We start from the raw sequence: 22,411 nt of genomic DNA on the forward strand, positions 1-22,411 counted from the left end.
GCATGTACGGCTACGACCAGAACGTCGGTGCTCAGCAGCAGTACGCCGCACCCCAGCAGCCGATGGCCGGCGGCTACGGGCAGCAGCCGCCGCTGTATCCCGAGCCGTCCCCGCCCTCCCTCGCGGACGCGGTGCGTGCCTTCACCACCGGGCAGATGTCCGCCGAGGACTTCCAGCAGATCTTCGCCACGTCGAAGGTGTACTGCCCGCGTGGCGACACCCCCGGCTTCCTCGCCCTGCACAACACCCAGCAGCCGGTGATCCCGATGTTCACCTCGCTCAAGGAGCTGCGCCGGTACGCGGGCAAGGAGTCCAAGTACTTCGTGATCACCGGTGCCGAGGTGATCGACCTGCTGCCCACCGGGTACGGCTTCGTCCTGGACATGGAGGGTGAGCACCGGATGGTCTTCGACGCGAAGGCGGTCGAGCAGATGGTCGACTTCGCCATGCGGCGGATGTACGGCTAGCCGGCCGTGCCGCGCGGACGCCGGCTGTGGTGGGCCGGGGATGGGGTCTTCTGACGGCGTGCGTGCTGGGATCGCCGGAGGGGTGGCGTCCGTCGTCGTCTGGTTCTGCGTCCCGGCCCTGGCCGCCTGCGGCTGCCTGTCCACGATGAGCGGCCGGCGGCTGGTGCGCGCGGCCTGGGTGCTGCGCACCCGGGGGGTCGCGGCGGAGGGGCGGCTGGAGTCGTTCCGTGTGATCAGCACCGAGAACGGGCCCCTGACGCGCTATGTGTACGCCTACACGGATGCCCGGGGGGCGCGGCGCGAGTGTGTGGGCACGGACACGGGCGGTGCCGCTTGGGTGCGGGTCCTGTACGACCCCGCGGACCCCGACGGGGGCAGTCAGGTCGGAACCGGTACCGCGGGAATGCTCGTCTTCGGCGTCGTCCTGCTGCTGGTGGGCGGTATTCCGGTCCTGGTGGGCAGTGCCGGGGCGGCCGTGGTCGCGGTGACGTCCGCCTTTGTGTGAGCCCCATGCCGTGGAGCCCGAAGGGAATTCCCTCCGGGCTCGTTCTGTTGGGGGTAGCAGAAAGTTCAACGCTCAACTAAAGTGAGCGCACAAGGAGGTACCGACCATGCCTGCAGTGACCGTCGAGAACCCGTTGACGCTGCCCCGCGTGACCGCTCCCGCCGACGCGGTGGCGCGTCCGGTGCTCGTCGTCACGACCGCTCCGAGCGGCTTCGAGGGCGAGGGCTTCCCGGTGCGCCGGGCGTTCGCGGGGATCAACTACCGCCACCTCGACCCGTTCATCATGATGGACCAGATGGGCGAGGTGGAGTACGCGCCGGGCGAGCCCAAGGGCACCCCCTGGCACCCGCACCGCGGCTTCGAGACCGTCACCTACATCATCGACGGCGTCTTCGACCACCAGGACTCCCAGGGTGGTGGCGGCACCATCACCAACGGCGATACGCAGTGGATGACGGCGGGCTCCGGTCTGCTGCACATCGAGGCGCCGCCGGAGTCCCTCGTCGTGTCCGGCGGTCTCTTCCACGGCCTGCAGCTGTGGGTGAACCTCCCGGCCAAGGACAAGATGATGGCGCCGCGCTACCAGGACATCCGCGGCGGCAACGTCCAGCTGCTGACGACTCCGGACGGCGGGGCGCTGCTGCGGGTCATCGCGGGCGAGCTGGACGGCCACAAGGGTCCGGGCATCACGCACACCCCGATCACGATGATCCACGCGACCGTCGCGCCGGGCGCCGAGGTCACCCTGCCCTGGCGGGAGGACTTCAACGGTCTGGCCTACGTCCTCGCGGGCCGCGGCAGCGTCGGTACGGACCGCCGGCCGATCCACCTCGGGCAGACCGCGGTGTTCGGCGCCGGGTCCTCGCTGACCGTGCGCGCGGACGAGAAGCAGGACTCCCACACGCCGGACCTGGAGGTCGTCCTGCTCGGCGGACAGCCGATCCGTGAGCCCATGGCCCACTACGGCCCGTTCGTCATGAACACCAAGGAAGAGCTGATGCAGGCCTTCGAGGACTACCAGAAGGGGCGGCTGGGAACGGTTCCCGCGGTGCACGGCATGACCGGCGAGGGACCGCGGGCCTGAAACCCGGTTGGCTGGAAGGGCCGGCGATCGCCCGGGGCGGCGACACCGCTGTCTTTGCTAGGCCGACGGCGTCGACATCCGGGCCGAGGCGTTCTCCTGGGCGATGCGGCGTAGTGCGGCCATTGCGGTGTCGCCCAGGACTGTGCCCAGTACCACGGTCTCGATCTTGCCGTCGACAGTCGGTACGCGGGCCACGGTGGCCAGTTCGGCCTCGGCGAGGCGGGCGGCCGCCGAGGCGTACTCGTCGAGCAGCGCCAGCAGATCGTCCCGGCCCAGGTCCCGGTACGTCATGACGAGCTGCACCAGCGCCGCCCAGCCGGGGTGCCTCGGCCGGGCCGTCCAGCCGTGCCGGCGCACCAGCTCGGCCACGTCCGCCTCGGCCCGCTCGCGGTCCTGCGGGGTGCCCCGGTCCCCGGCGGTCCGGCTGACCGCGGACTGGGCGGCACCGAGCATCGAGTGGACGGTGCGGTCCGGAGCGTCCATCCGGGCGAGCACCTGGCCGACCGCGGTCACGGACATGCCGCCGACCTCCAGCATCGCCCGGATGAGCTTCAGCCTGCGGACGTGGGTGTCGTCGTACCGGACCTGGTTGGGGCTGGTGCGCTCGCCGGGCGGCAGCAGGCCCTCCCGTGCGTAGAACTTGATCGTCGGAACCGGGACCCCGGTGCGCTGCGCCAGCTCTCCGATACGCATGGGGCGAGGATACGAGCCTCCCGGCCCGCCGGAGCGGCACCTCACCCGCCCGGCCCCGCGCGGCAGGACACCGGTCGGCGCCCATGATCGGCTGGACGCGTGCAGCTGTTGCCCGACCCCGTTCGACGCCTCGCCGCCTGGTGCGCAGTGCTGCTGCTCGTCGCCGGGGTGGGCTGGGTCGGGGTACGGCTGTGCGGGGAGTTCCGTACGGCCGTCACCCCGGTGCTGCTCGCCCTGCTCGGTACCGCGCTGCTCGGCCCGTTGTACCGGCGGCTCGTGCGCACCGGGGTGCAGGCGTCCGTGGCGGCCGGGCTCACCTGTGTCGCCGTCGTGGCCGTCGTCGGCGGTGCCGTGTACATCGTCGTCGCCGCGCTCATCGACACCGGCGACCAGATCATCGCCTCGCTGCGGGACGCCGCCAAGGGTGTCGCACAGCACTTCGGGGCGGTCGGCACCGGTCTCGACGACCTCGCCGCGAACTCGCGCAAGCTGCTGAGCAAGTTCGGGGGCACGGCCGCGTCCAACGTCATCAGCGGGGTCAGCGTCGTCGGCGAGTCCATCGCCATGGCCGTGCTCGCCCTGCTGCTCGTCTTCTTCTTCCTGCGCGACTCCCACCGGGCCGTGGAGGTCCTGCGGGCCGTCGCGCCCGGCGGCACCGCCGACACCCTGGAGGCCGTCGCCCGGCGGGCCTTCGAGGCGGTCGAGGGGTTCATGCGCGGGACGACCCTCATCGCGCTCATCGACGCCGTGTGCATCACCGTCGGCCTGCTGGTTCTCCGGGTGCCCGGCGCGGTCGGGCTGGGCGCGCTCGTCTTCGTCGGCGCCTACATCCCCTACCTCGGCGCCTTCATCTCCGGCGCGGTGGCCGTCCTGGTCGCCCTCGCCGACCGCGGCTTCGTCATCGCGCTGTGGGCGCTCGGGGTGGTCCTCGCCGTGCAGGTGCTGGAGGGGCATGTGCTGCAGCCGGTCATCCAGAGCCGGACCGTGCAGATGCACCCGGCCGTGGTGATGCTCGCCATCACCGCCGGGGCGTCCGTCGCGGGGATCCTCGGAATGCTGCTCGCGGTCCCGCTGACGGCGGCCGCCTTCGGGGTCGTACAGGAGCTGCGGACGCGTTACGCGGCGCCCTCCGACGCATCGCCGTCCGGTTCGTCGTCGGTCGGTGCGCCGGCTCCCGCCACGCCCCCCTCGGTCGCGCCGCCCCCCGATGCACCACCGGACGCACCCCCGGACTCGTAGAGCTCGAACCAGATGCTCTTGCCCTCGCCCCGCGGGTTCACCCCCCAGGCATCCGCGAGCAGCTCGATCAGCATCAGGCCGCGGCCCGAGGAGGCCAGCTCGCCGGGGTGGCGCTTGTGCGGCAGGTCGTCGCCCGCGTCGGTGACCTCCACCCGGAGCCCGCGCACCCCCGCCTCGTCGGTCACCTCGGCGAGCAGCAGCGCGTCGGTGTCGGTGTGGACGAGAACATTGGTGACCATCTCGGAGACCAGGAGCACCGCCGAGTCGACCTGCTCGGGCGAGGCCCAGTCGTGCAGCAGCTCGCGCAGATGCCGGCGGGCCTCGGCGATCCGGTCCGGCTCGTCCTGCTTCACCGACAGCAGGGTGCGCCGTACCGCGGCCCGTACGGCGCCCTCCAGCGGCCTGCCCAGCAGCAGCAGCGCGATGTCGTCCTCGCGGCGGTCGGCCAGGGGGCCGGTGGTGTGGTGCGAGGACGGCCCGTGCACGCCCTGCACCAGCGCATCGGCCAGCGACTCAAGATCGACCCCGTCGCCCCCCGGGTGCGCCTCCAGGATCGTGCGCAGCCGGTGCCAGCCGCTGTCCATGTCGTGTCCGCCGGTCTCGATCAGGCCGTCGGTGCAGAGCATCAGCGTCTCGCCGGGTTCCAGGGTGAAACGGGTCGTCGGGTAGTCCGCGTCCGGGTCCACGCCCAACGGCGGGCCGCCCGCCGTCGGCCGCATCATCACCGTGCCGTCGGCCATCCGGATCGCCGGGTGCGGGTGCCCGGCACGGGCGATCTCCAGCATCCCGGTCGCCGGGTCGGCCTCCACGTACACGCAGGTCGCGAAGCGGATGTCGGTCATCTGGTCGTCGTGGGTGATGCCGTGCAGGAACCGGGAGGCGCGGGTGAGCACGGCGTCCGGGCGGTGGCCCTCGGCGGCGTAGGCGCGCAGGGCGATGCGCAGCTGTCCCATGAGACCCGCGGCCCGTACGTCATGGCCCTGGACATCTCCCATGGCCAGCGCGAAACGGCCGGAGGGCAGCGGGATCATGTCGTACCAGTCGCCGCCGACCTGGAGACCGCCGCCGGTCGGTATGTACCGGGCGGCCATCTGCATGCCGGGGATCTCCGGGCCGAGCGTGGGCAGCATGGAGCGCTGCAGGCCGTCCGTCAGCTCCCGCTCCGATTCGGTGACCTCCGCCCGGGACAGCGCCTGGGCGAGCATCCGGGCCACCGTGGTCAGCACGGCCCGCTCGTCGGGCGTGAACGCCACCGGATAGGCGAAGGCCGCCATCCAGGCGCCCATCGTGCGTCCGGCCACCGTCAGCGGCAGGAAGGCCCACGAGCGGCGGCCGAAGTGCCGGGCGAGCGGCCAGGTCGCCGGGTAGCGGGTCTTGTACTCCTGGGGCGAGGACAGATACACCGCGCGGCCGGTGCGAACGACCTCGGCCGCCGGATAGTCGGTGCTCAGCGGCATGTTCGAGAAGGGGTTCATGGCGCCGGGCTGGTGCCCGTGCTGGCCGGTGATCGTCAGCCGGTCGCCCTCCGCGCCGAACACCACGAGCCCGTCCGGGGAGAACCCCGGCATCGACAGGCCGCCGGCCACCCGCAGCACCTCTGCGGTGGACCGTGCCTCCGCCAGCGCCCGGCCCGCGTCCAGCAGAAACGCCTCCCGCGAGCGCCGCCAGTCGCCGGTGACCGCGCTGCGGGCGGCCCGGGTGCCAGGGGTCGGCTCGGTGACCTCCTGGAGGGTGCCGATCAGCTCGTACGCCCGCCGCTCGGGATCGAAGGACGGCTTGGACCGGCTGCGGACCACCCGCAGGACGTTCCCCTGCTCGTCCATGATCCGGATGCGCACCTCGGCGAGCGTGCCCTCATCGACCGCCAGCGGGACCACACCGGTGATCTCGTTCCAGTCCTCCGGGTGCAACCGGGCCCGGGTCTGGACCTCCGTGAGGGTGGTCGGCTCCGCGGGCAGCCCGAGCAGCCGCGCCGCCTCCGCGTCCACGGTGACCAGTCGGGCGGCCGTGTCCCAGTGCCACAGTCCGGTCGCGAGGGCGGCGAGGACATCCCCGACGGACGGGAGGGACTCGCCTGTACGCATTCGCCCACTTTAGGAACGTCTGACCGATAGCTGCCACCGTAGGAAAGGAGGATCCCGCGCCCTGGACACTCGGAGGATCCTCCAGTGCGACGCGGGGAAGGCGCGGGAAATGGTGGGGAGCCGATCTTTGGCTGCCCGGTACCCTTGATGGGTCCGGGCCCCGTGCCCGTTCTCGCCGGGGAGAGCACCCCTCCCCCGCAGACCCACACACGAAGGACGATGAACGACGATGCATCGGTACAGGTCCCACACCTGCGGCCAGCTCCGCGCCTCTGACGTCGGCACCGACGTCCGGCTGAGTGGCTGGCTGCACAATCGGCGCGACCTGGGCGGCATCCTCTTCATCGATCTGCGCGATCACTACGGCATCACGCAGCTGGTGGCCCGCCCCGGCACGCCCGCGTACGAGGCCCTGGACAATATCTCCAAGGAGTCCACGGTCCGCGTCGACGGCCGCGTTGTTTCACGTGGAACCGAGAACATCAACCCCGACCTGCCCACCGGCGAGATCGAGGTCGAGGTGGCCGAGGTCGAGTTGCTGGGCGCCGCCGCGCCGCTGCCGTTCACGATCAACACCGAGGACGGGGTCAACGAGGAGCGGCGCCTGGAGTACCGCTTCCTGGACCTGCGCCGGGAGCGCATGCACCGCAACATCCTGCTGCGTACGTCGGTGATCTCGGCGATCCGCCACAAGATGGCGGCGATGGGCTTCAACGAGATGGCGACGCCGATCCTGAGCGCCACCTCCCCGGAGGGCGCCCGCGACTTCGTCGTCCCCTCCCGCCTGCACCCCGGCAAGTTCTACGCGCTGCCGCAGGCCCCGCAGCAGTTCAAGCAGCTGCTGATGATCTCCGGCTTCGACCGCTACTTCCAGATCGCGCCCTGCTTCCGCGACGAGGACGCCCGCGCCGACCGCTCGCCGGGCGAGTTCTACCAGCTCGACGTCGAGATGAGCTTCGTCGAGCAGGAGGACGTCTTCCAGCCGATCGAGCAGCTCATGACAGAGCTGTTCGAGGAGTTCGGCAACGGCCGCCACGTCACGTCTCCCTTCCCGCGGATCCCGTTCCGCGAGGCGATGCTGAAGTACGGCTCCGACAAGCCGGACCTGCGCGCCAAGCTGGAGCTGGTCGACATCACCGATGTCTTCGAGGGCTCGGAGTTCAAGGCGTTCGCCGGCAAGCATGTGCGCGCGCTGGCCGTCCCGGCCGTCCAGGACCAGCCGCGCAAGTTCTTCGACCAGCTCGGCGAGTTCGCCATCTCGCTGGGCGCCAGGGGCCTGGCCTGGGTCCGTGTCGGCGAGGACGGCGCGCTGTCCGGCCCGATCGCGAAGTTCCTCACCGAGGAGAACGTCGCCGAGCTGACCAAGCGCCTGTCGCTGGCCCCCGGCCACGCGGTCCTCTTCGGCGCGGGCGAGTTCGACGAGGTCTCCAAGATCATGGGCGCGGTCCGCGTCGAGGCCGCCAAGCGCGCGGGCCACTTCGAGGAGGGCGTCTTCCGCTTCTGCTGGATCGTCGACTTCCCGATGTACGAGAAGGACGAGGAGACCGGCGCGATCGACTTCTCGCACAACCCCTTCTCCATGCCGCAGGGCGGTCTGGAGGCCCTGGAGACCCAGGACCCGCTGGACATCCTGGGCTGGCAGTACGACATCGTCTGCAACGGTGTCGAGCTGTCCTCCGGCGCCATCCGGAACCACGAGCCGGAGATCATGCTCAAGGCCTTCGAGATCGCGGGCTACGACCGGGAGACCGTCGAGGAGAAGTTCGCCGGGATGCTCCGCGCGTTCCGCTTCGGCGCCCCGCCGCACGGCGGCATCGCCCCCGGCGTGGACCGCATCGTCATGCTCCTCGCGGACGAGCCCAACATCCGCGAGACGATCGCCTTCCCGCTCAACGGCAACGCCCAGGACCTGATGATGGGCGCCCCGACCGAGCTGGAGGAGCCCCGCCTGCGCGAGCTGCACCTGAACATCAGGAAGCCGCAGCCGAAGTAGTACGGCACAGGATTCAAGGGAGAGGCCCGGCACCCCGGCGTGGGGTTCCGGGCCTCTCCGTCGTCAGTCCCCGTCCTCCGCGTCGGGCGACGCGCCGTCCTCCAGCAGTCGCTCGGCGATGTCGTCGGACCACTGCTGGGCCCAGGCGCGCAGGGCGGTGACCTGCTCCTGCGTCAGGCCGTACCGGATGAAGTCTGCGTCGGAGTAGAAGTCCGTCCCCGTCAGCCGGGACTGCAGCGTCGGCAGATCGAAGGGGTCATGGGCGTGCCGGCGGCCCAGCTCCTCCAGATCGGGGAACGAGAACCGGGCGGCCGCGGCCCGCGCGTCCACCAGATCGACGGCGGCGCCACGGTCGTACAGCGCACGGACCTTCGTCCCCACGGCGTCCTCCAGGGAGAGCGCGGGACCGTACTCGGTCAGCTCCGGCGGCTGCCAGAACGCTTCCTTGTGCAGGGTGAGGACGCACGGCTCGCCGGTTGGCGGGTCGGTGACGGTCATTTGCGCGGTGAGCGCGGTGAGCGCTCCGGTCCGCACCTGCCGACCCCGCGCCTCCAGGGCCGCAGCGACGGCATACGCCATCCGGTCGGTTGGCTCCGGGCTCTCCGTCGCGAGGTCCACGTTCCCGTGCGGCCGTTCGACCAGCCCATGGGCCTGGAGCGCATAGCCTCCGGCCAAAACCAGGGAGAAGGGCGTGCCCAGCGTCAGGGCGGCGCTGATGAGGCGGAGATGGGCTTCGGGGTGGTTCACCGGGCGGCCGGGCGGGGTCGTAGGAGCATGGTCGGAGTTCCTCCTGGGCGCTCGGCACCGAGTGGACGGGCCAGGCAAGTCAGGCAGGCCCGGTGGTGGTGATGCGCTCGCGAACGGCGTCGGAGACCGTGAGGCCGCGCACCTCAAGGACGCGGAGGATCCCCTTTGCCTCGCCTTCTGCCTTTCCTTGCAGGTACGCCGTCTCACGGACCGTTCCCCGGCCGGGGAAGTAGGTGACGAAAGAAGACATGATGTCCTTCCAATTCTCTCCGGCCGAGCTGCCGGCCAGGTTGACGCCAAGGGACTCGTAGAAGTAGTCGGCGGTCTCGGGGTCGGCTTTCTGGACCTCCAGAAGGGCGCGGTTGATTGCGTCCAGTATGGCGTCGGCGTCGCGGCTGCGGGCGTGTGCCAGCGCCGAGAGCATCGCCAGCGCCAGGTTCTTCGTACGCCCAGCTGGACGCCTTGGCCGCCAACTCGAAGAAGATCAGGACGACCGTGAACTGGACGCCGACGCTCACCGCGGGCCTGGAGACGTCCGCGAAGAGCCTGCCGGCGGAACTGGCGACCACCACCGGCGCCGGCGTGCTGAAGTAACCCGGGTGACGTACACGGCGGGCCCGGGAAGAGGTTCTTCCCGGGCCCGCTGGGGCGTCGGAGGCGTCAGCCCTGCTCGCCGCCGAAACGCTCCTTGTACGCCGCCAGGTCCTCGTCGGTCAGCTTGGCGAAGAGGACCGGGGGGACCGTGAAGGGCGTGCCGGCGGGGACGGTGGTGAGGGATCTGGCCTCGGCCTCGGTGATCCAGGTGGCGGTGTCGTCCTGGAGGGAGAAGGCCTGGCGCATGGCCGCGGCCGTCGCCGGGATCAGCGGCTCGGAGACCACCGCGTACAGGTGGATCAGGTTCATCGCCGTACGCAGGGTGAGGGCCGCGGCGTCCTTGTCGGTCTTGATCTGCAGCCAGGGGGCCTTCTCCTCCAGGTAGGAGTTGCCCGCCGACCACAGGGCGCGCAGGGCCGCGGCGGCCTTGCGGAACTGCATGGTCTCCATGTGGCCCTCGTACTCGGCGAGGAGTTCGGCGATCTGCTCGCCGAGCTTCGTCTCGGCCTCGCCGGGGGTGCCGCCCGCGGGGACCTCCTCGCCGAAGCGCTTCTTCGAGAAGGACAGCACGCGGTTGACGAAGTTGCCGAGGGTGTCGGCGAGGTCCTTGTTGACCGTGGCGGTGAAGTGCTCCCAGGTGAAGGACGAGTCGTCCGACTCGGGCGCGTTGGCGATGAGGAAGTAGCGCCAGTAGTCGGCCGGGAGGATGTCCAGGGCCTGGTCGGTGAAGACGCCGCGCTTCTGGCTGGTGGAGAACTTGCCGCCGTAGTACGTCAGCCAGTTGAAGGCCTTGACGTAGTCGACCTTCTTCCACGGCTCGCGCACGCCCAGCTCGGTGGCCGGGAACATGACGGTGTGGAAGGGGACGTTGTCCTTCGCCATGAACTCGGTGTAGCGGACCGGGTTCTCACCGGAGTCCGCGTCGTACCACCACGACTTCCAGTCGCGGTTCTCCGGGTCCTGGTCGGCCCACTCCTTGGTCGCGCCGATGTACTCGATCGGCGCGTCGAACCAGACGTAGAAGACCTTGCCCTCGGCGGCCAGCTCCGGCCAGGTGTCGGCCGGGACCGGGACGCCCCAGTCCAGGTCACGGGTGATCGCGCGGTCGTGCAGGCCCTCGGTCAGCCACTTGTGGGCGATGGAGGAGGCGAGCTGCGGCCAGTCCTTGTCGTGCCGGGCCACCCACTCGCGGACCTCGTTCTCCAGCTTGGACTGGAGGAGGAAGAGGTGCTTGGTCTCCCGCACCTCCAGGTCCGTGCTGCCGGAGATCGCCGAGCGCGGGTTGATCAGGTCGGTCGGGTCGAGCACCCGGGTGCAGTTCTCGCACTGGTCGCCGCGGGCCTTGTCGTAGCCGCAGTGGGGGCAGGTGCCCTCGACATAGCGGTCGGGGAGGAAACGGCCGTCGGCGGGGCTGTAGACCTGGCGGATCGCCCGCTCCTCGATGAAGCCGTTCTCGTTCAGCTTGCGGGCGAAGTGCTGGGTGATGTCGCGGTTCTCCGGGGAGGAGCTGCGGCCGAAGTAGTCGAACGCGAGGGCGAAGCCGTCGTAGACGGCCTTCTGCGCGTCGTGCGCCTGGGCGCAGAACTTGTCGACCGGCAGGCCCTGCTCCTTCGCGGCCAGCTCGGCCGGGGTGCCGTGCTCGTCGGTGGCGCAGATGTACAGGACGTCGTGGCCGCGCTGGCGGAGGTACCGGGAGTACACGTCCGCCGGGAGCATGGACCCCACCATGTTGCCCAGGTGCTTGATCCCGTTGATGTACGGAAGGGCGCTGGTGATGAGGTGTCGAGCCATCGTGGCTGCTCCCAGGTCGCTGCTTTTCTGCGGTTTCGAACCTTGAAATCGTAGCCGACATGGGTGGGCCGCCCGTTTCCCGTTTTGCAGAGTGGGAAGCGGGCGGCCCGGCGTCACCGAGGGTGACTGTCCGTCGCGGGTCGTCCGTGTTACGGGCGCCAGGAGGCGAGGACGCCCTCGTACAGCTCCGCGTCGGTCAGCTCGCGGGGGGTGGGGCCCGCGTGGAAGAAGGAGGCGTTGGCTGTCTTCAGCTTGCGGAGGTAGTCGAAGGCCTTGTTGTCGTGCTCTCCGAAGGCGACGAAGGAGAAGAAGACGGCGGGGTGGGTGTCCGCCGCGGCGGTGAGGGCCTGGGTCGCGGGGGTCTTCGCGTCCGGGGCGCCGTCGGTCTGGAAGACGACGAGGGCGGGGGTGGCGGGGGTGGTGCCCTTCTCGTACTCGTCGTAGTGGGCGAGTACGGCCTCTACGGCGGCGTGGTAGCTGGTGCGGCCCATGCGGCCCAGGCCGGCGTGCACGTCGTCGATCTTGGTCTCGTGGTCCGGGGTGAGGGTGAGGTCGGTGGTGCCGTCGATCTCCGTGGAGAAGAAGACGGTGTGGACCGTGGCCTCCGGGTCCAGGTGGGCGGCGAGGGCGAGGGTCTGGTCGGCGAGGGCCTGGGCGGAGCCGTCCTTGTAGTACGGGCGCATGCTCGCGGAGCGGTCGAGGACGAGGTAGATCTTGGCGCGGGTGCCGGTGAGGTCGGTTCTCTTCAGGGCGGCTGTGGCGGCCTTGTAGGCGGTGGCGAGGGAGGGGGTGCGGGACTTGACCTTGGCGAGGGTGGTGGCCGCCGCCGGTGTGGGGGCCGGTTCGTCCGCCTCGGCTTCGCCATCGGCGTCGGTGTTCCCACCCGCACCACCCGTGCGGCTTTCGTCGTCGACTGCGGGTGGCCCCTGTGGGGTGTCCTCGCCGTCGGCGGCTTGCGGGGCGGTCGTCTCGTCGGTCGGTACGACCGGCTCCTCCGCCGTCACCGACACCGCCTCGACGGCCTCCGGCGCCTCAGCCTCTGGCGTCTCCGCGGGCTGGGGCTCGGCCTGCTCTTCAGCCTCGGCCGTCTCTTCGGCCTTTAGCTCGGGCTGTTCTTCGGCCTCGGTCGTCTCTTCGGCCTTCGGCTCGGGCTGCGTCTCCGCGGCCTCCGCCAGTTCGGGCTGTTCTTCGGCCTCTGGCGTCTCGGTGGGCTCCGGTTCGGGCTGCTTCTCGGCCTCTGGCGTCTCGGTGGGCTCCGGTTCGGGCTGCTTCTCGGGCTCTGCCGGCTTGGTGGTCGGCTCCTTGGGCTCTGCCGGCTCGGTCGTCGGCTCGGTCTGCTGCTTCTGCTCCGGCTTCGCCTTCGCCGTGGTGTCGAGGTGTGCCGGTTCCGGGTCGCCCTCTGCCGGGTGGGGGACCTTTACGTTGTTGAAGGCCGCTGCCACCAGGTCGTGTTCCTCGGGAGAGGAGCGGCGGGGTTCGGGGACGGTGGCGTCGGCGGTGGGCTGGGGGGTCTCCGGTTGCGCCGGCAGGCGGTCGGCACCCTCTGCCTCGGTGGCTCGTCCCTTGCGGGAGCGGCTGAATGCGTTCCGCAGGAGAGTGAGAATGCCCATGTGTGCAACCCTTCGCGTGAGTTGATCCACGTCGATCCCTGGCCAGGACGGACACGTAAGGTTAGCGAAGCACTCAGTGGGGGGATGCGATCGACCGGGCCGCCGCCACCTCCTGGCGGAGCGGCTCAAGGACACTGCCCGCGGGACCGGTGAGGTCAGTGCGGACCGGGGTCAGGGTTTCCGCGTCCCGTACGCCCTCCGAAAGCTCCCGGAGCTGTAGGACCACCTGGGTGATCTCGGCCGGGGACGGGGGCGCCGCCCCGTGCCGTACGCGCACGCGCGCCGCCGTCGTCGCGTCGACGATCCGTTCCACCGCCACGACCAGCGGCCACCACGCGGCCGCGCGGCGGCCGGTCGGCGGTGGTTCGGTCAGGGCCCGCTGGAACTCCGTACGGATCACGGACAGGTCGCGGTAGAGGCGGCGGCGCATGCGGGCGCGGGCGGCCGGGGCGCAGTCGGGGGCGAACGCCGTCTCCACGTACCGCGCCGTGTCCGCCACCGCGTCGGCCAGGCGGTCGCCGACCCTGGTGCGCCAGCTCTCCGGCCAGAGGAGGTAGCCGGCGGTCAGGGCGATCGCGCAGCCGAGGAGCGAGTCCGTCAGGCGGGGCAGGAGCAGGGCCGTGCCCTGGTGGTTCAGGATGTCCGAGAGGAGGAGGATCACCGGGGTGATCGCCGCCGTCTGGTAGCCGTAGCCGCGGGGGGTGAGCGCCGGGATCAGGGGGGCCAGGAGCAGCATCGCGAGGACGTCCCACCAGCCCAGCGGGACCTCCGCCAGGACCACCGCCGCGATCACCAGGCCCGCCACCGTGCCGAGGGCGCGCAGCAGGGCGCGGGAGAAGACCGAGCCGAAGTCGGGTTTCAGGACGAAGGTGATCGTCAGGGCCACCCAGTAGGAGCGGGGGACGGGGATCAGCGACACCAGGGCCTGGGCGATGCCGATGCAGACCGCGAGGCGCAGGCCGTAGCGCCAGGAGTTGGCCGAGAGGACGACGTTGCGGGCCGCTCTCGCCGTGCGGATGCCCAGCGCCGCGGGGCGGCCCAGGCGGTCGTCGATGCCCCGGGGGTCCACGTCGGGGGCCGTGACGACCTCGGCCGTGTGGCGCAGGGCGTGGTCCACGGCGCGGGCCGTCTCCGTCACCGGTACCGGGAGGTCCAGGGCCATCGGGCCCGTGTAGCCGCTTTCGACGGCCTGGGCCAGGTGGCGGACGGTCTCGGGGATCCGGGCCGGCAGGGGGCGGGCCGCCAGATGAGCCGCTGGGGCCGCCTCCACCACCGGGATGACGGCGTTCAACTGGGCGAGGAGCCTGGTGAGTTCGCGGCTGCGGCCGTGGTGGCGGGCGCGCCGGGCCAGGATCAGGTCGTAGGACTGGTTGAGGGACTGGGTGACGGACCGGCGGGCCTCGTCGTACTCCTCGATGTGGTCCGTGCCGGAGACGGTGAGGAGCCCGGCGACGGCGCGGTACGCGGCCGCCACCGCCGCGCGTTCGGGCACGCCCGAGCGCAACGGCCAGGCCAGCAGGGCGAGGAGGAGGACCAGGAGGCCGCCGCCGGTCAGCAGGGCCGGGGCCAGCCACCAGGGGTGCGGGAGGGGGAGGCCCGCGCCCACCACGCAGTTCAGGAGGAGGAGCAGACCCGAGACCGAGGCCACCGCGCCGATCGTCGAGATCATGCCGGAGAGCAGGGCGACCCCGGTCACCGTGGCCACCGCGTACCAGCCGTGGCCGTGCACCAGCGTGCCCAGCGTCACACCGACCGCGCCGAAGAGCTGCGGGACGGCGATGTTGAGGATGCGCATGCGGTAGGCGTCGGCGGTGTCGCCGATGACGCCGGACAGGGCGCCCATGGAGGCGAGGGCGCCGTACGTCGGATGGCCGGTAGCGAGGCCGATGGCGAGCGGCAGGGCCATGCCGACGGCGGCGCGGGCCATGGCGGCCTTGTTGACGGGGGCCTGCTGCGGGCGGATGTTCCGGACCAGCCAGTCGGGAGGGGTGAGGCCGCTGGGGAACTCTCGCGACATGCGGCCATTATCGCCGTCGGCGCTGATCGCCCGGTTCATCCCCGCTGGTGGAGGGCGAGGTCCACGACGAGGGCGCGGTGGTCGCTGCCGGCCACGCGCAGAAAGCGGGCGCCGGTCGCGCTGAAGTCCGGTGAGAGCAGGACGTGGTCGATCTGGGTGCCGACGACCGAGGCGGTGCGCGCGGGCCAGCTGGCGGCGCGGTCGTGTCCGGCGAGACGGGCGGCGTCGGTCAGGCCGGTGTCGAGGATGCGGCGGAAGGCCGCGTGGTCCTGGGTGGCGTTGAAGTCGCCGGCCAGGATGGTGGGGGTACGGGGGGCGGCCGCCGCGACGGCGCGGAGCCTGCCGAGTTCGCGGTGCCACAGGCCGACCTGGCCCGGCAGCGGGGGCATGGGGTGGGCGAGTTGGAGACGTACGGCGTGGCCCCGCACGTCGGCGATCGCGCCGGGCATGCCCATCGTGCCGGGGACACCGGCCGTCGGTGTCAGGGGAAAGCGGCTGAGGATGAGCGAGCCGTGGGAGCCGGCCGCGCGGACCGCCCGCCGGTAGGGGTAGGCCGTCGCGAAGTCGGCCTCCAGCGTGGCCTGGCAGGTGAACTCGCACTCCTCGACGAAGACGACGTCCGGGCGGCGGTCCCGGAGCCACGGGACCAGGGCCGGAGTGCCGCGCCCGAACTCCACGTTGGAGGTCAGCACGCGGAGGGTGGCGAGCGGCGGGCCGGCGGGGTCGGCGGGGCCGTCGTACGGCTGGAGGTACCAGGCGAGCACGCCGAGTACGACGGCCCCGCACACCAGGCCCGGCCACCAGCGGGCGAGCAGCGCGCACAGCAGGGCGAAGCCGGTCGGCACGAGCAGCCACGGCAGGAAGGCGAGCAGCTGGGGTACCGGGGTGACCCCGTCGGTGTCGGCGACCCGGCAGCCGGCCACCACGCCGGTCCCGGCGAGCAGCAGTCCGGCACACCAGGCGCCGAGCCTGCGTCCGGGGCGACGGTTCACGGGCCGAGCGTACGGGGTGTTCGCCGCCTGGGTGCGGGGATTCGCCGTTGTTCCGGGGCCGTCCACGGGCTGGGGGCGTTGTCGTCGCTCGCGCGGTTGCCCGCGCAGTTCCCCGCCCCCTTCGGGGCGCCTGGCTCATCCCCAGGTTGTGGATGCCTCAGCTGCCGGAGGCGGCGTCGTCGTCCCTGTGACGGGGGCGGAGGCCGGAGCGAGGGGTGTGGTCGGTGTGGCCGTGACCGGTGTGGTGCGGTGGCGTGCGGTGCGGCGTTGGTTCGGACGGCGGGTCAGCCAGGTGGTCAGCGCCACCGTGAGGCCCAGGGCGAGCAGGAGCCAGGCCACCGTGCGCAGGGTGGCGGTGAGGGCGTCGTAGACCGCGCCGACGGCCGGATGCGGGACGTCGGCGGGCAGGCCGGAGAGGGTGAGGCTGCGGCCGACGGCCACGGCCAGGGCGAGCAGGCCGCCGCCCAGGGCCGTGCCCAGCGCGGTCGCCGCGACCGCGCGGCGGCGGTGGACGGCGAGGGCGATCCCGGTGGCGGCGAACGCGACGGCCGCCACCGGCAGCCAGAAACCGGCGACTTCGAGCACGTGGAACCCCTTCCGGAAGGAGGCCAGTTCGCCCGCCGGGAGCACGGAGACCGCGGTGTGCTCCACCGGGATGCGTGCGGCGATCGGAACATGGTCCCGGGCCAGCTGGCGCTTGACCTGGTCGGTGACGGGGGCGAAGTCGACGGTGACCGGCCGCCCGGCCGCCGCGTCGTCCTCCTCGTCGCGCAGGGCGCGCAGCACCGCGTCGTGGGTGACCCGGTTGCCGGTGTCCCAAGCCAGCCGGAAGGCCTCGGTCTGGGTGAAGGAGCGCACCGCGTCCCGCACGAACGGGCGGACCGAACCACCTGCCGGGCGCACGTCCAGATGCTGGTCCACCGCGCGCAGGATGCCGTCACCGACCGTGTCCACGACGGCCTCCCGCACATTCGGGTCGGCGGCCAGCGGCGCCATCGTGGTGACGTACCGGCCCGTGTCGGCGAGCCCGTACGCCGCCCAGGCCGCCAGCGCGCCGAACGGCACGAGGAGGCAGGAAAGGGCGAGCAGTACGCCCGACAGGGCGCTCCTGAGGCGTGGGGGCACGCTTCCAGGCTTCGGCCTGCGGGGCGCGGGCGCGAGCGGGGCGGGTGCATTCGGGCGAAGACCCGCATCCCTTGGCGGAACTGGGGACTTCGACCTCCGGTGGAGGGTTCACCCGAACGGGTGTTTCCTGGTGTGGGGGGAGGAGGCCGGTGCAAGGCCGGGTGAGGGATGTGGGGAACACGGGGGAGGCGTGGGTCCCGGCTCGCCGGGACCCACGCCCATGCCCACCCGCTCGCGGCGCTCGCGGCGCGCGCGGTCGGTGTCGGCCGCGCGGTCAGTGGACTCGGCGCCCGAACGCGTCCTCGCGCGTGTAATAGCGATAGAAGAACGTGCCGAAGGTGCACCCCGCGACGATCAGCGACATCATCACGGACCGCCAGAGCGAATGCGGCGTCTGGATGTACAGGAAGCCGAACGCGATGCCGGCGAACGCCGACCACAGCAGCGCGTGCACCTCCCTCGCCATCCGCGGGGCCAGCGTCAGCAGGGCCATGGACACCACCGCGAACACCAGCGCGCTGAGCCAGCCGAGCAGCAGGTTCCCGCCGGTGATGGGGCCGCCCTGGCGGGCGTCGGCCGCGACCCAGTAGCCGTAGACCAGGCCCAGGCCGACCGGGCCGGCGAAGTGGGCGATGCGGTGGGTGCGTGCGTCGAAGACGTCGGGCGGACGGGTGGGCCGCCCGCCGGGGACCCGTTCTCCGATCGCCCTGCGGCCAGGGCGGGCCGTGCCGCCGGGCGCGGGTGCCGCTTGAGCCATGAGAGCACTCCTCTCTCTCCTCGCCCCCGGCTTCCAGAGCACACCTGGGGGCACGGCCTGGCAAGTCGGCCAGGAGAGTGACGGGTGCCCGGATGCGGCGGGTTCTCTCCCGTGTTTCGCTGGGAACGCCGAGAGACATGGAGGGCTGCCCGCCGTGACGGACACGGAGTACGGCCGGCGGCGCCATCCGCTGCGCTTGCGCGGTCGGAACGTCGCCTGGGTGCCGCCTCTGCTGCTGCTCGTCGGCATCGTGCTGCTGGACCTCAACACCACCGAGCGGTTTCGGATCATCACCTGGATCGTGCTGGTCCCCGGCACCGCCGCCGCGATCTGCGGGGTGTGGACGACGGGCGCCTTCGCCGTGCTGGCGGTGGTGACCTACGTCGCCGTCGACAGCGCCTGGCCGGGCGAGTACCAGGCCGGTCTCGGCGACTTCGTCCTGGTCGCCGTCGGTGGCCTGCTGGCCGTGATCGCCTGCGCCGTACGCCTGCGCAAGGAGCGGCAGACCCTGCACATCCAGGACATCGCCGCGACGACCCGCCGTACCGTGCTGCGCCCGCTGCCGCCGCGCTGGGCCGGGCTGGAGCACGCCGGGGTGTATCTGGCGGCCGACGTCGAGGCCCGGGTCGGCGGCGACTTCTACGACATCCAGCCCGGCCCGCACGGCACCCGCCTCTTCGTCGGCGACGTGCAGGGAAAGGGGCTCGGCGCGGTGGAGACCGCCGCCGCGCTGCTCGGCACCTTCCGCGAGGCCGGCTACCACGAGGAGGACCTCGCGACCGTCGCCGAGCGCCTGGAGATCCGCATGCTGCGGCACCGCCGGCACACCACCGCGCTCGGCCGCGAGGACGGCGACCGGTTCGCCACCGCCGTGCTGATCGGCTTTCCCGAGGACGCGCCGGAGAGCATCGAGGTCGTCAACTTCGGACATGAGCCCCCGCTCGCCGTCGGCCCGCGCGGAGTCCGCGAGCTGCCCAGCGGGGACGGGCTGCCGCTCGGCTTCGGCGACCTGGCGGGCGGTCTGTCGCCCGTGCATCGGGTGCCGCTCGCCGCCGACGAGACGCTGTTGCTGGTCACCGACGGGGTGACCGAGGCCCGCGACCGGCGGGGCGCCTTCTATCCGCTGGTCCGGGAGCTCGCGCCCGCGGTCGCCGACCGGGCGGGCCGCCCCGATCCCTGGCTGCTGGTCCGGCTGGTCCGCGACGGCGTCCTGCGGCACTGCGGCGGACGGCTGGTCGACGACACCACGGTGTTCGCGGTGCGGCGGGTGCGGGGGGCGGCCGCGGGCGAGGACGGCGAGGACGGCGAAGACGGCGAAGAAGGACGTTTGCGGTCCTGATGCCGTCCTCCTGGTCTCCTGAGGCGCGCGTTTGCAGGCGCAGCGGTTACGGTGCTGGCTGGAGAGCGTGGAGAGCCGGCCAGGTCGGCAGGGCCGACAGGGGCTGCAGGGCTACAGGGGGAGGACCGATGCCCGGAACCGTGCTGCTGCTCGCGGCCTCGCCGGTGGGCCGGGGGCGGCTGGTGGAGGCGGCCGGTGTGCTGCCGGTGCTGGCCGCCGTCGCCCCGGCCGTGCTGTCCGGCACCGACACCGCCAACGTCGTGGAACTCGCCGATCCGCTGGAGCCGCAGGCCGTGCTGACCCGGCTGCGCGCCGCGGCGGCCGCGCCCGGGCCGCTGACCCTGTACATCGCCGGGCAGCTGCAGCTGGACCGGCGGCAGCGGCTGCCGCACCTTGCGCTGGCGCGCACCACCGCGGCGACGGTTCGCTACACCGGGTTGCCGTGGCACTGGATTCGGGAGGAGCTGCGGTTGCGCTCCGCTGTGGATACGGCGCTGGTCGTGGATCTGCATGCGGATGCGGAGGCGTGGCGGTACGTGGCGGAGCGGGGGCTGGACTGCGGTGCGAATGCTGCCGTTTACGGGCGTGTCGCGCCGGTGGGTGGGCGGCGGGGGGTGGCCGAGCCGGGGTACATGAAGGCGGTGGCGACGTTGTTGCGGAGTGGGTACCGGCCGCCGCTGCTTCAGTTGCACGAGCAGGCGTTGGGGCGGATCGCCGAGGCCAGTGCGGGCCGGGATCTGGTGCTGGCCGTTCCTGGGGGCACCGTCCCCAGACCCCCGTTCGCCCACCCGCCCACCGGATTCGGTCAGCCGGAAGGCCAGGCCCCCACCGCACCCGCCACGAGTCCGGCCCCGCACGCCACCGGGCAGACCCCGCCCGCGCCCGGAACCAGGCAGGCGCCGCCGACGCTCACGACCAACCAGGCCCCGCCCGCGCCCGGAACCAGGCAGGTGCCGCCCGCGCTCGCCGCCAAGCAGGCGCTGCCCGCGCCCGCCCTCAGTCACGCACCCGACGCCGTCAAGCAGGTCCCGTCCGGCGCCAAGTCGGCGCCCTTCGCCGGCAGACAGGATCCGCCCGGCGCCAAGTCGGCGCCCTTCGCCGGCAGGCAGGATCCGTCCGGCGCCAAGTCGGCCCCCTACGCCGGCAGGCAGGATCCGCCCGGCGCCAAGCAGTCCCCGCTCGCCCCCAGTCACGCCCTCGACGCCACCAAGCAGGCGCCGCCCGCGACCGCCCTCAGTCACGCACCCGACGCCGTCAAGCAGGTCCCGTCCGGCGCCAAGCCGGCCCCCCACGCCGTCAAGCAGCCCCCGCTCGCCCCCAACCACACCCCCCACGCCCCCAACCACACCCCCCACACCCTCGCCCCACCCACCGGTGTCACCGGCCCCGACCCCCACGCCGTCATCAGTGCTGCCGTGCAGGGTGGGCGGCACGGTGATGCCGATGTGCTTGCGGCTCAGCAGGAGGAGGTTGCCGTGCGTGTCCATGGGCCGGGTTCCGACGAGGCCCTGCACTGGGCCGAAGTGCGTGCCGATCTCGCGATGTTCGCGGGGGACGCGGTGCGCAGTTGCCGGGCTTGGCTCGCGGTCGCCGAAGTGCGGCTGGCCGCGGGGCAGGCCGTGGACGCGCCTGCCGTGGAGGCGGCCGTGGACCGGGCGCACCACCAGTGGGGGCGGATCACGGACCCGACGCGGGCCCGTGAACTCGGGCCCGCGCTCGCGGAGTTGCGGCTGCGGGTGCCGGGTCGCCGGCAGGGTGCGCTGGAGAACGTCCGGCGGCAGCTGCGGCAGCTTCAGGCCGTCCAGTAGGCGCCAGCAGGTCTCGTAAGCCCCATCACGCCGCCGGCAACAGCGCCAGGGCCCCGGAGACGAGCGTGCGGACTCCGGGGGCGATCACCGACAGGTCGGGTGCGAAGTCCGGGCTGTGGTTGCTCGGCACGGCCGCGAACTTCTCCGACAGGGTGTCGCCGGGGGCCTTGTCCCACACCTCGGCCGGAGTGGTGGTCACGAACCAGTACGAGTACGGGATGGCGCCGTCGAGCGCCAGAGCGGGGAAGTCCTCGCTGCCCATCGCCGGTCCCGGGTCGAACACCGTGCCCGCGCCGAAGACCTCGCCGTGCACGGCGGCCACCGCGCTGTCGGTGGGCGCGTCGTTCACGGTCACCGGGAAGGTGTTGCCGATGGTGATGTCGGGCTCGCGCGGGCAGCCCGCGGCCACGCACTCGCCGTGCGCGATGCGCCGGATCGCGGCCAGCATCCGCTGCCGTACCACCTCGGACTGGCTGCGCAGGTTCAGCGAGACGCGGGCCTCGGACGGGATGATGTTGTGCCGGGTGCCGGCCTCGATCCGGCCGACGGTCAGCACGGCGGACTCGCCGGCGGCGAGCTCCCGGGAGACGACCGTCTGGAGGCGGGTGACCAGGTAGGCGGCGGTGACGACGGGGTCCACCGTCGCCTCCGGACGCGAACCGTGCCCGCCCCGGCCGTGCACCACGATGTCCACGTCCGTCGCCGCCGACATGATCAGGCCCGGCGCGTGCGGGTACAGGCCCGCCAGGCCCGGAGCGGCGTGCTGCCCGAGCAGGACGTCCGGCCGGCCGAACCGCTCGTACAGCCCGTCCGCGACCATCCGGGCCGCGCCCTGCCCGGTCTCCTCGGCCGGCTGGCCCACCACCAGCAGGGTGCCCCGCCAGGTCTCGCGCCCGGCGGCCAGGGCCTCGGCGGCGCCGGTCAGCCAGGTGACGTGCAGATCGTGCCCGCACGCGTGCATCACCCCGTCCGCCGCAGAGGCGTACGGCAGCCCGGTCGCCTCCCGGACCGGCAGCGCGTCCATGTCGGCCCGCAGCAACACGGTCGGCCCGTCGCCGTTGGCCAGCCGGCCCACGACCCCGGTGCCGCCGACGCCCTCGGCGGTCTCGAACCCGGCGCCCTTCAGCCGCCCGGCCAGCGTCCCGGCGGTGCGGTGCTCGCGCAGGGACAGCTCGGGGTGGCGGTGCAGGTCGCGGTAGAAGTCCTCCCACCGCGACACCGGCAGGTCGGAGGTCAGGTCCAGGGCGGTACGGGCGGCGGCAGAGGTCATGCTCGCAGCGTAGGCCGCCGGCGGGGCCTGCGGGAGGGTCGGTGGTTCCGGCCGGGGGCGCCCGGTGCGGCCGGGGAGGCCCTTCACCTCGCGGATGCCGACTGCTGGGTCCCGCGGGCGCCCGGTCCGGCTTCCGCCGCCCGGGCCGGGCCCGCGTTCGCCGCGAGGATCAGGGCTGTCGCCGCGATCACCGCGGTGACGACGGCCCTGCGCGCGGTGGTGTTTCCGTAGGGTGCGGATGTACGTCCGGGCACGGTGACCTCGCAACACAACAGCGACGTATTAAGCAGACTTAA

At 72.4% G+C, this 22,411-nt stretch carries 19 protein-coding genes and 1 pseudogene; 8 read left to right on the top strand and 12 right to left on the bottom strand.

Annotation, left to right across the window (positions count from 1 at the left end; all coding sequences use genetic code 11):
* Positions 1 to 2: 2 nt before the first annotated feature.
* From ACFYOH_RS09715 to ACFYOH_RS09725, 3 genes are all read left to right on the top strand, one after another.
* Entirely contained in the window at positions 3 to 467 is a 465-nt protein-coding gene (locus ACFYOH_RS09715) for an SseB family protein (protein ID WP_031172737.1), read from the top strand.
* 58 nt (positions 468 to 525) lie between these two features.
* Positions 526 to 972 carry a hypothetical protein gene (locus tag ACFYOH_RS09720; RefSeq protein WP_388623007.1) on the top strand — a complete coding sequence of 149 codons (447 nt, stop codon included), beginning with the start codon at positions 526 to 528 and terminating at the stop codon, positions 970 to 972.
* Positions 973 to 1,078: 106 nt separating this feature from the next.
* On the top strand, positions 1,079 to 2,056 hold the full coding sequence (locus ACFYOH_RS09725) for a pirin family protein (protein ID WP_388623010.1): 978 nt from the start codon (positions 1,079 to 1,081) through the stop codon (positions 2,054 to 2,056).
* A 57-nt stretch (positions 2,057 to 2,113) separates the two neighbouring features.
* On the opposite strand, the gene ACFYOH_RS09730 is transcribed toward ACFYOH_RS09725, so the two are convergent.
* Complete coding sequence (locus ACFYOH_RS09730) at positions 2,114 to 2,749, bottom strand: MerR family transcriptional regulator (protein WP_388623013.1); 636 nt, start codon at positions 2,747 to 2,749, stop codon at positions 2,114 to 2,116.
* Between the two features lie 99 nt (positions 2,750 to 2,848).
* On the opposite strand from ACFYOH_RS09730, the gene ACFYOH_RS09735 reads away from it, so the two are divergent.
* The gene (locus ACFYOH_RS09735) at positions 2,849 to 3,988 is read left to right on the top strand and encodes an AI-2E family transporter (RefSeq protein ID WP_388623016.1); all 1,140 of its coding nucleotides are present in this window, start codon (positions 2,849 to 2,851) and stop codon (positions 3,986 to 3,988) included.
* Here the strand turns inward: ACFYOH_RS09735 and ACFYOH_RS09740 are convergent.
* Positions 3,946 to 6,072 (bottom strand): annotated as a pseudogene (locus tag ACFYOH_RS09740) (SpoIIE family protein phosphatase); the annotation flags it as partial. The gene ACFYOH_RS09735 and the pseudogene ACFYOH_RS09740 sit on opposite strands and share 43 nt — an antisense overlap.
* 229 nt (positions 6,073 to 6,301) lie before the next feature.
* Here ACFYOH_RS09740 and aspS point away from each other — a divergent pair.
* The gene (aspS, locus tag ACFYOH_RS09745; protein ID WP_388623019.1) at positions 6,302 to 8,065 is read left to right on the top strand and encodes an aspartate--tRNA ligase; all 1,764 of its coding nucleotides are present in this window, start codon (positions 6,302 to 6,304) and stop codon (positions 8,063 to 8,065) included.
* A 63-nt stretch (positions 8,066 to 8,128) separates the two neighbouring features.
* On the opposite strand, the gene ACFYOH_RS09750 is transcribed toward aspS, so the two are convergent.
* Positions 8,129 to 8,812 (bottom strand): hypothetical protein, encoded by a 684-nt coding sequence (locus ACFYOH_RS09750; RefSeq protein WP_388623022.1) that lies wholly within the window; start codon positions 8,810 to 8,812, stop codon positions 8,129 to 8,131.
* 79 nt (positions 8,813 to 8,891) lie between these two features.
* Positions 8,892 to 9,236: a hypothetical protein gene (locus tag ACFYOH_RS09755; protein ID WP_388623025.1), complete on the bottom strand. Its 345-nt coding sequence runs from the start codon at positions 9,234 to 9,236 to the stop codon at positions 8,892 to 8,894.
* 38 nt (positions 9,237 to 9,274) lie between these two features.
* On the opposite strand from ACFYOH_RS09755, the gene ACFYOH_RS09760 reads away from it, so the two are divergent.
* Entirely contained in the window at positions 9,275 to 9,406 is a 132-nt protein-coding gene (locus ACFYOH_RS09760; RefSeq protein WP_388623899.1) for a hypothetical protein, read from the top strand.
* 66 nt (positions 9,407 to 9,472) lie between these two features.
* Here the strand turns inward: ACFYOH_RS09760 and metG are convergent, their stop codons facing one another.
* The 6 genes from metG to ACFYOH_RS09790 form a co-directional block, all read right to left on the bottom strand.
* Entirely contained in the window at positions 9,473 to 11,197 is a 1,725-nt protein-coding gene (gene metG / locus ACFYOH_RS09765) for a methionine--tRNA ligase (protein ID WP_388623027.1), read from the bottom strand.
* 149 nt (positions 11,198 to 11,346) lie between these two features.
* Positions 11,347 to 12,807, bottom strand: coding sequence for a VWA domain-containing protein (locus ACFYOH_RS09770; protein WP_388623030.1), 1,461 nt, complete (start codon positions 12,805 to 12,807; stop codon positions 11,347 to 11,349).
* Positions 12,808 to 12,880: 73 nt separating this feature from the next.
* Positions 12,881 to 14,824 (bottom strand): FUSC family protein, encoded by a 1,944-nt coding sequence (locus ACFYOH_RS09775; protein WP_388623033.1) that lies wholly within the window; start codon positions 14,822 to 14,824, stop codon positions 12,881 to 12,883.
* Between the two features lie 35 nt (positions 14,825 to 14,859).
* Positions 14,860 to 15,816, bottom strand: a complete 957-nt coding sequence (locus ACFYOH_RS09780; RefSeq protein WP_388623036.1) for an endonuclease/exonuclease/phosphatase family protein — start codon at positions 15,814 to 15,816, stop codon at positions 14,860 to 14,862.
* A 135-nt stretch (positions 15,817 to 15,951) separates the two neighbouring features.
* Positions 15,952 to 16,941 carry a hypothetical protein gene (locus tag ACFYOH_RS09785; RefSeq protein WP_388623038.1) on the bottom strand — a complete coding sequence of 330 codons (990 nt, stop codon included), beginning with the start codon at positions 16,939 to 16,941 and terminating at the stop codon, positions 15,952 to 15,954.
* A 274-nt stretch (positions 16,942 to 17,215) separates the two neighbouring features.
* On the bottom strand, positions 17,216 to 17,698 hold the full coding sequence (locus tag ACFYOH_RS09790; protein ID WP_388623040.1) for a hypothetical protein: 483 nt from the start codon (positions 17,696 to 17,698) through the stop codon (positions 17,216 to 17,218).
* Positions 17,699 to 17,852: 154 nt separating this feature from the next.
* Between ACFYOH_RS09790 and ACFYOH_RS09795 the strand changes: the two genes are divergently transcribed.
* Entirely contained in the window at positions 17,853 to 19,037 is a 1,185-nt protein-coding gene (locus ACFYOH_RS09795; RefSeq protein ID WP_388623043.1) for a PP2C family protein-serine/threonine phosphatase, read from the top strand.
* A 128-nt stretch (positions 19,038 to 19,165) separates the two neighbouring features.
* Positions 19,166 to 20,845, top strand: a complete 1,680-nt coding sequence (locus ACFYOH_RS09800) for a hypothetical protein (protein ID WP_388623046.1) — start codon at positions 19,166 to 19,168, stop codon at positions 20,843 to 20,845.
* Positions 20,846 to 20,870: 25 nt separating this feature from the next.
* Here ACFYOH_RS09800 and ACFYOH_RS09805 read toward each other — a convergent pair whose 3' ends face one another.
* Entirely contained in the window at positions 20,871 to 22,115 is a 1,245-nt protein-coding gene (locus tag ACFYOH_RS09805; protein ID WP_388623049.1) for an amidohydrolase, read from the bottom strand.
* Positions 22,116 to 22,198: 83 nt separating this feature from the next.
* Positions 22,199 to 22,369, bottom strand: coding sequence for a hypothetical protein (locus ACFYOH_RS09810; protein WP_388623052.1), 171 nt, complete (start codon positions 22,367 to 22,369; stop codon positions 22,199 to 22,201).
* Between the last annotated feature and the right edge of the window lie 42 nt (positions 22,370 to 22,411).

Origin of the sequence: Streptomyces sp. NPDC007856 (genome assembly GCF_042868225.1) — a bacterium.
GTDB lineage: Bacteria > Actinomycetota > Actinomycetes > Streptomycetales > Streptomycetaceae > Streptomyces.

Excerpts from the sequence above, each read along its gene's own strand:
- ACFYOH_RS09730 (WP_388623013.1), bottom strand. The coding sequence starts at position 2,749 with ATGCGTATCGGAGAGCTGGCGCAGCGCACCGGGGTCCCGGTTCCGACG.
- ACFYOH_RS09775 (WP_388623033.1), bottom strand. The coding sequence starts at position 14,824 with ATGTCGCGAGAGTTCCCCAGCGGCCTCACCCCTCCCGACTGGCTGGTC.
- ACFYOH_RS09770 (WP_388623030.1), bottom strand. The coding sequence starts at position 12,807 with ATGGGCATTCTCACTCTCCTGCGGAACGCATTCAGCCGCTCCCGCAAG.
- ACFYOH_RS09790 (WP_388623040.1), bottom strand. The coding sequence starts at position 17,698 with ATGGCTCAAGCGGCACCCGCGCCCGGCGGCACGGCCCGCCCTGGCCGC.
- ACFYOH_RS09800 (WP_388623046.1), top strand. The coding sequence starts at position 19,166 with ATGCCCGGAACCGTGCTGCTGCTCGCGGCCTCGCCGGTGGGCCGGGGG.
- ACFYOH_RS09755 (WP_388623025.1), bottom strand. The coding sequence starts at position 9,236 with ATGCTCTCGGCGCTGGCACACGCCCGCAGCCGCGACGCCGACGCCATA.
- ACFYOH_RS09715 (WP_031172737.1), top strand. The coding sequence starts at position 3 with ATGTACGGCTACGACCAGAACGTCGGTGCTCAGCAGCAGTACGCCGCA.
- ACFYOH_RS09805 (WP_388623049.1), bottom strand. The coding sequence starts at position 22,115 with ATGACCTCTGCCGCCGCCCGTACCGCCCTGGACCTGACCTCCGACCTG.
- metG (WP_388623027.1), bottom strand. The coding sequence starts at position 11,197 with ATGGCTCGACACCTCATCACCAGCGCCCTTCCGTACATCAACGGGATC.
- aspS (WP_388623019.1), top strand. The coding sequence starts at position 6,302 with ATGCATCGGTACAGGTCCCACACCTGCGGCCAGCTCCGCGCCTCTGAC.
- ACFYOH_RS09725 (WP_388623010.1), top strand. The coding sequence starts at position 1,079 with ATGCCTGCAGTGACCGTCGAGAACCCGTTGACGCTGCCCCGCGTGACC.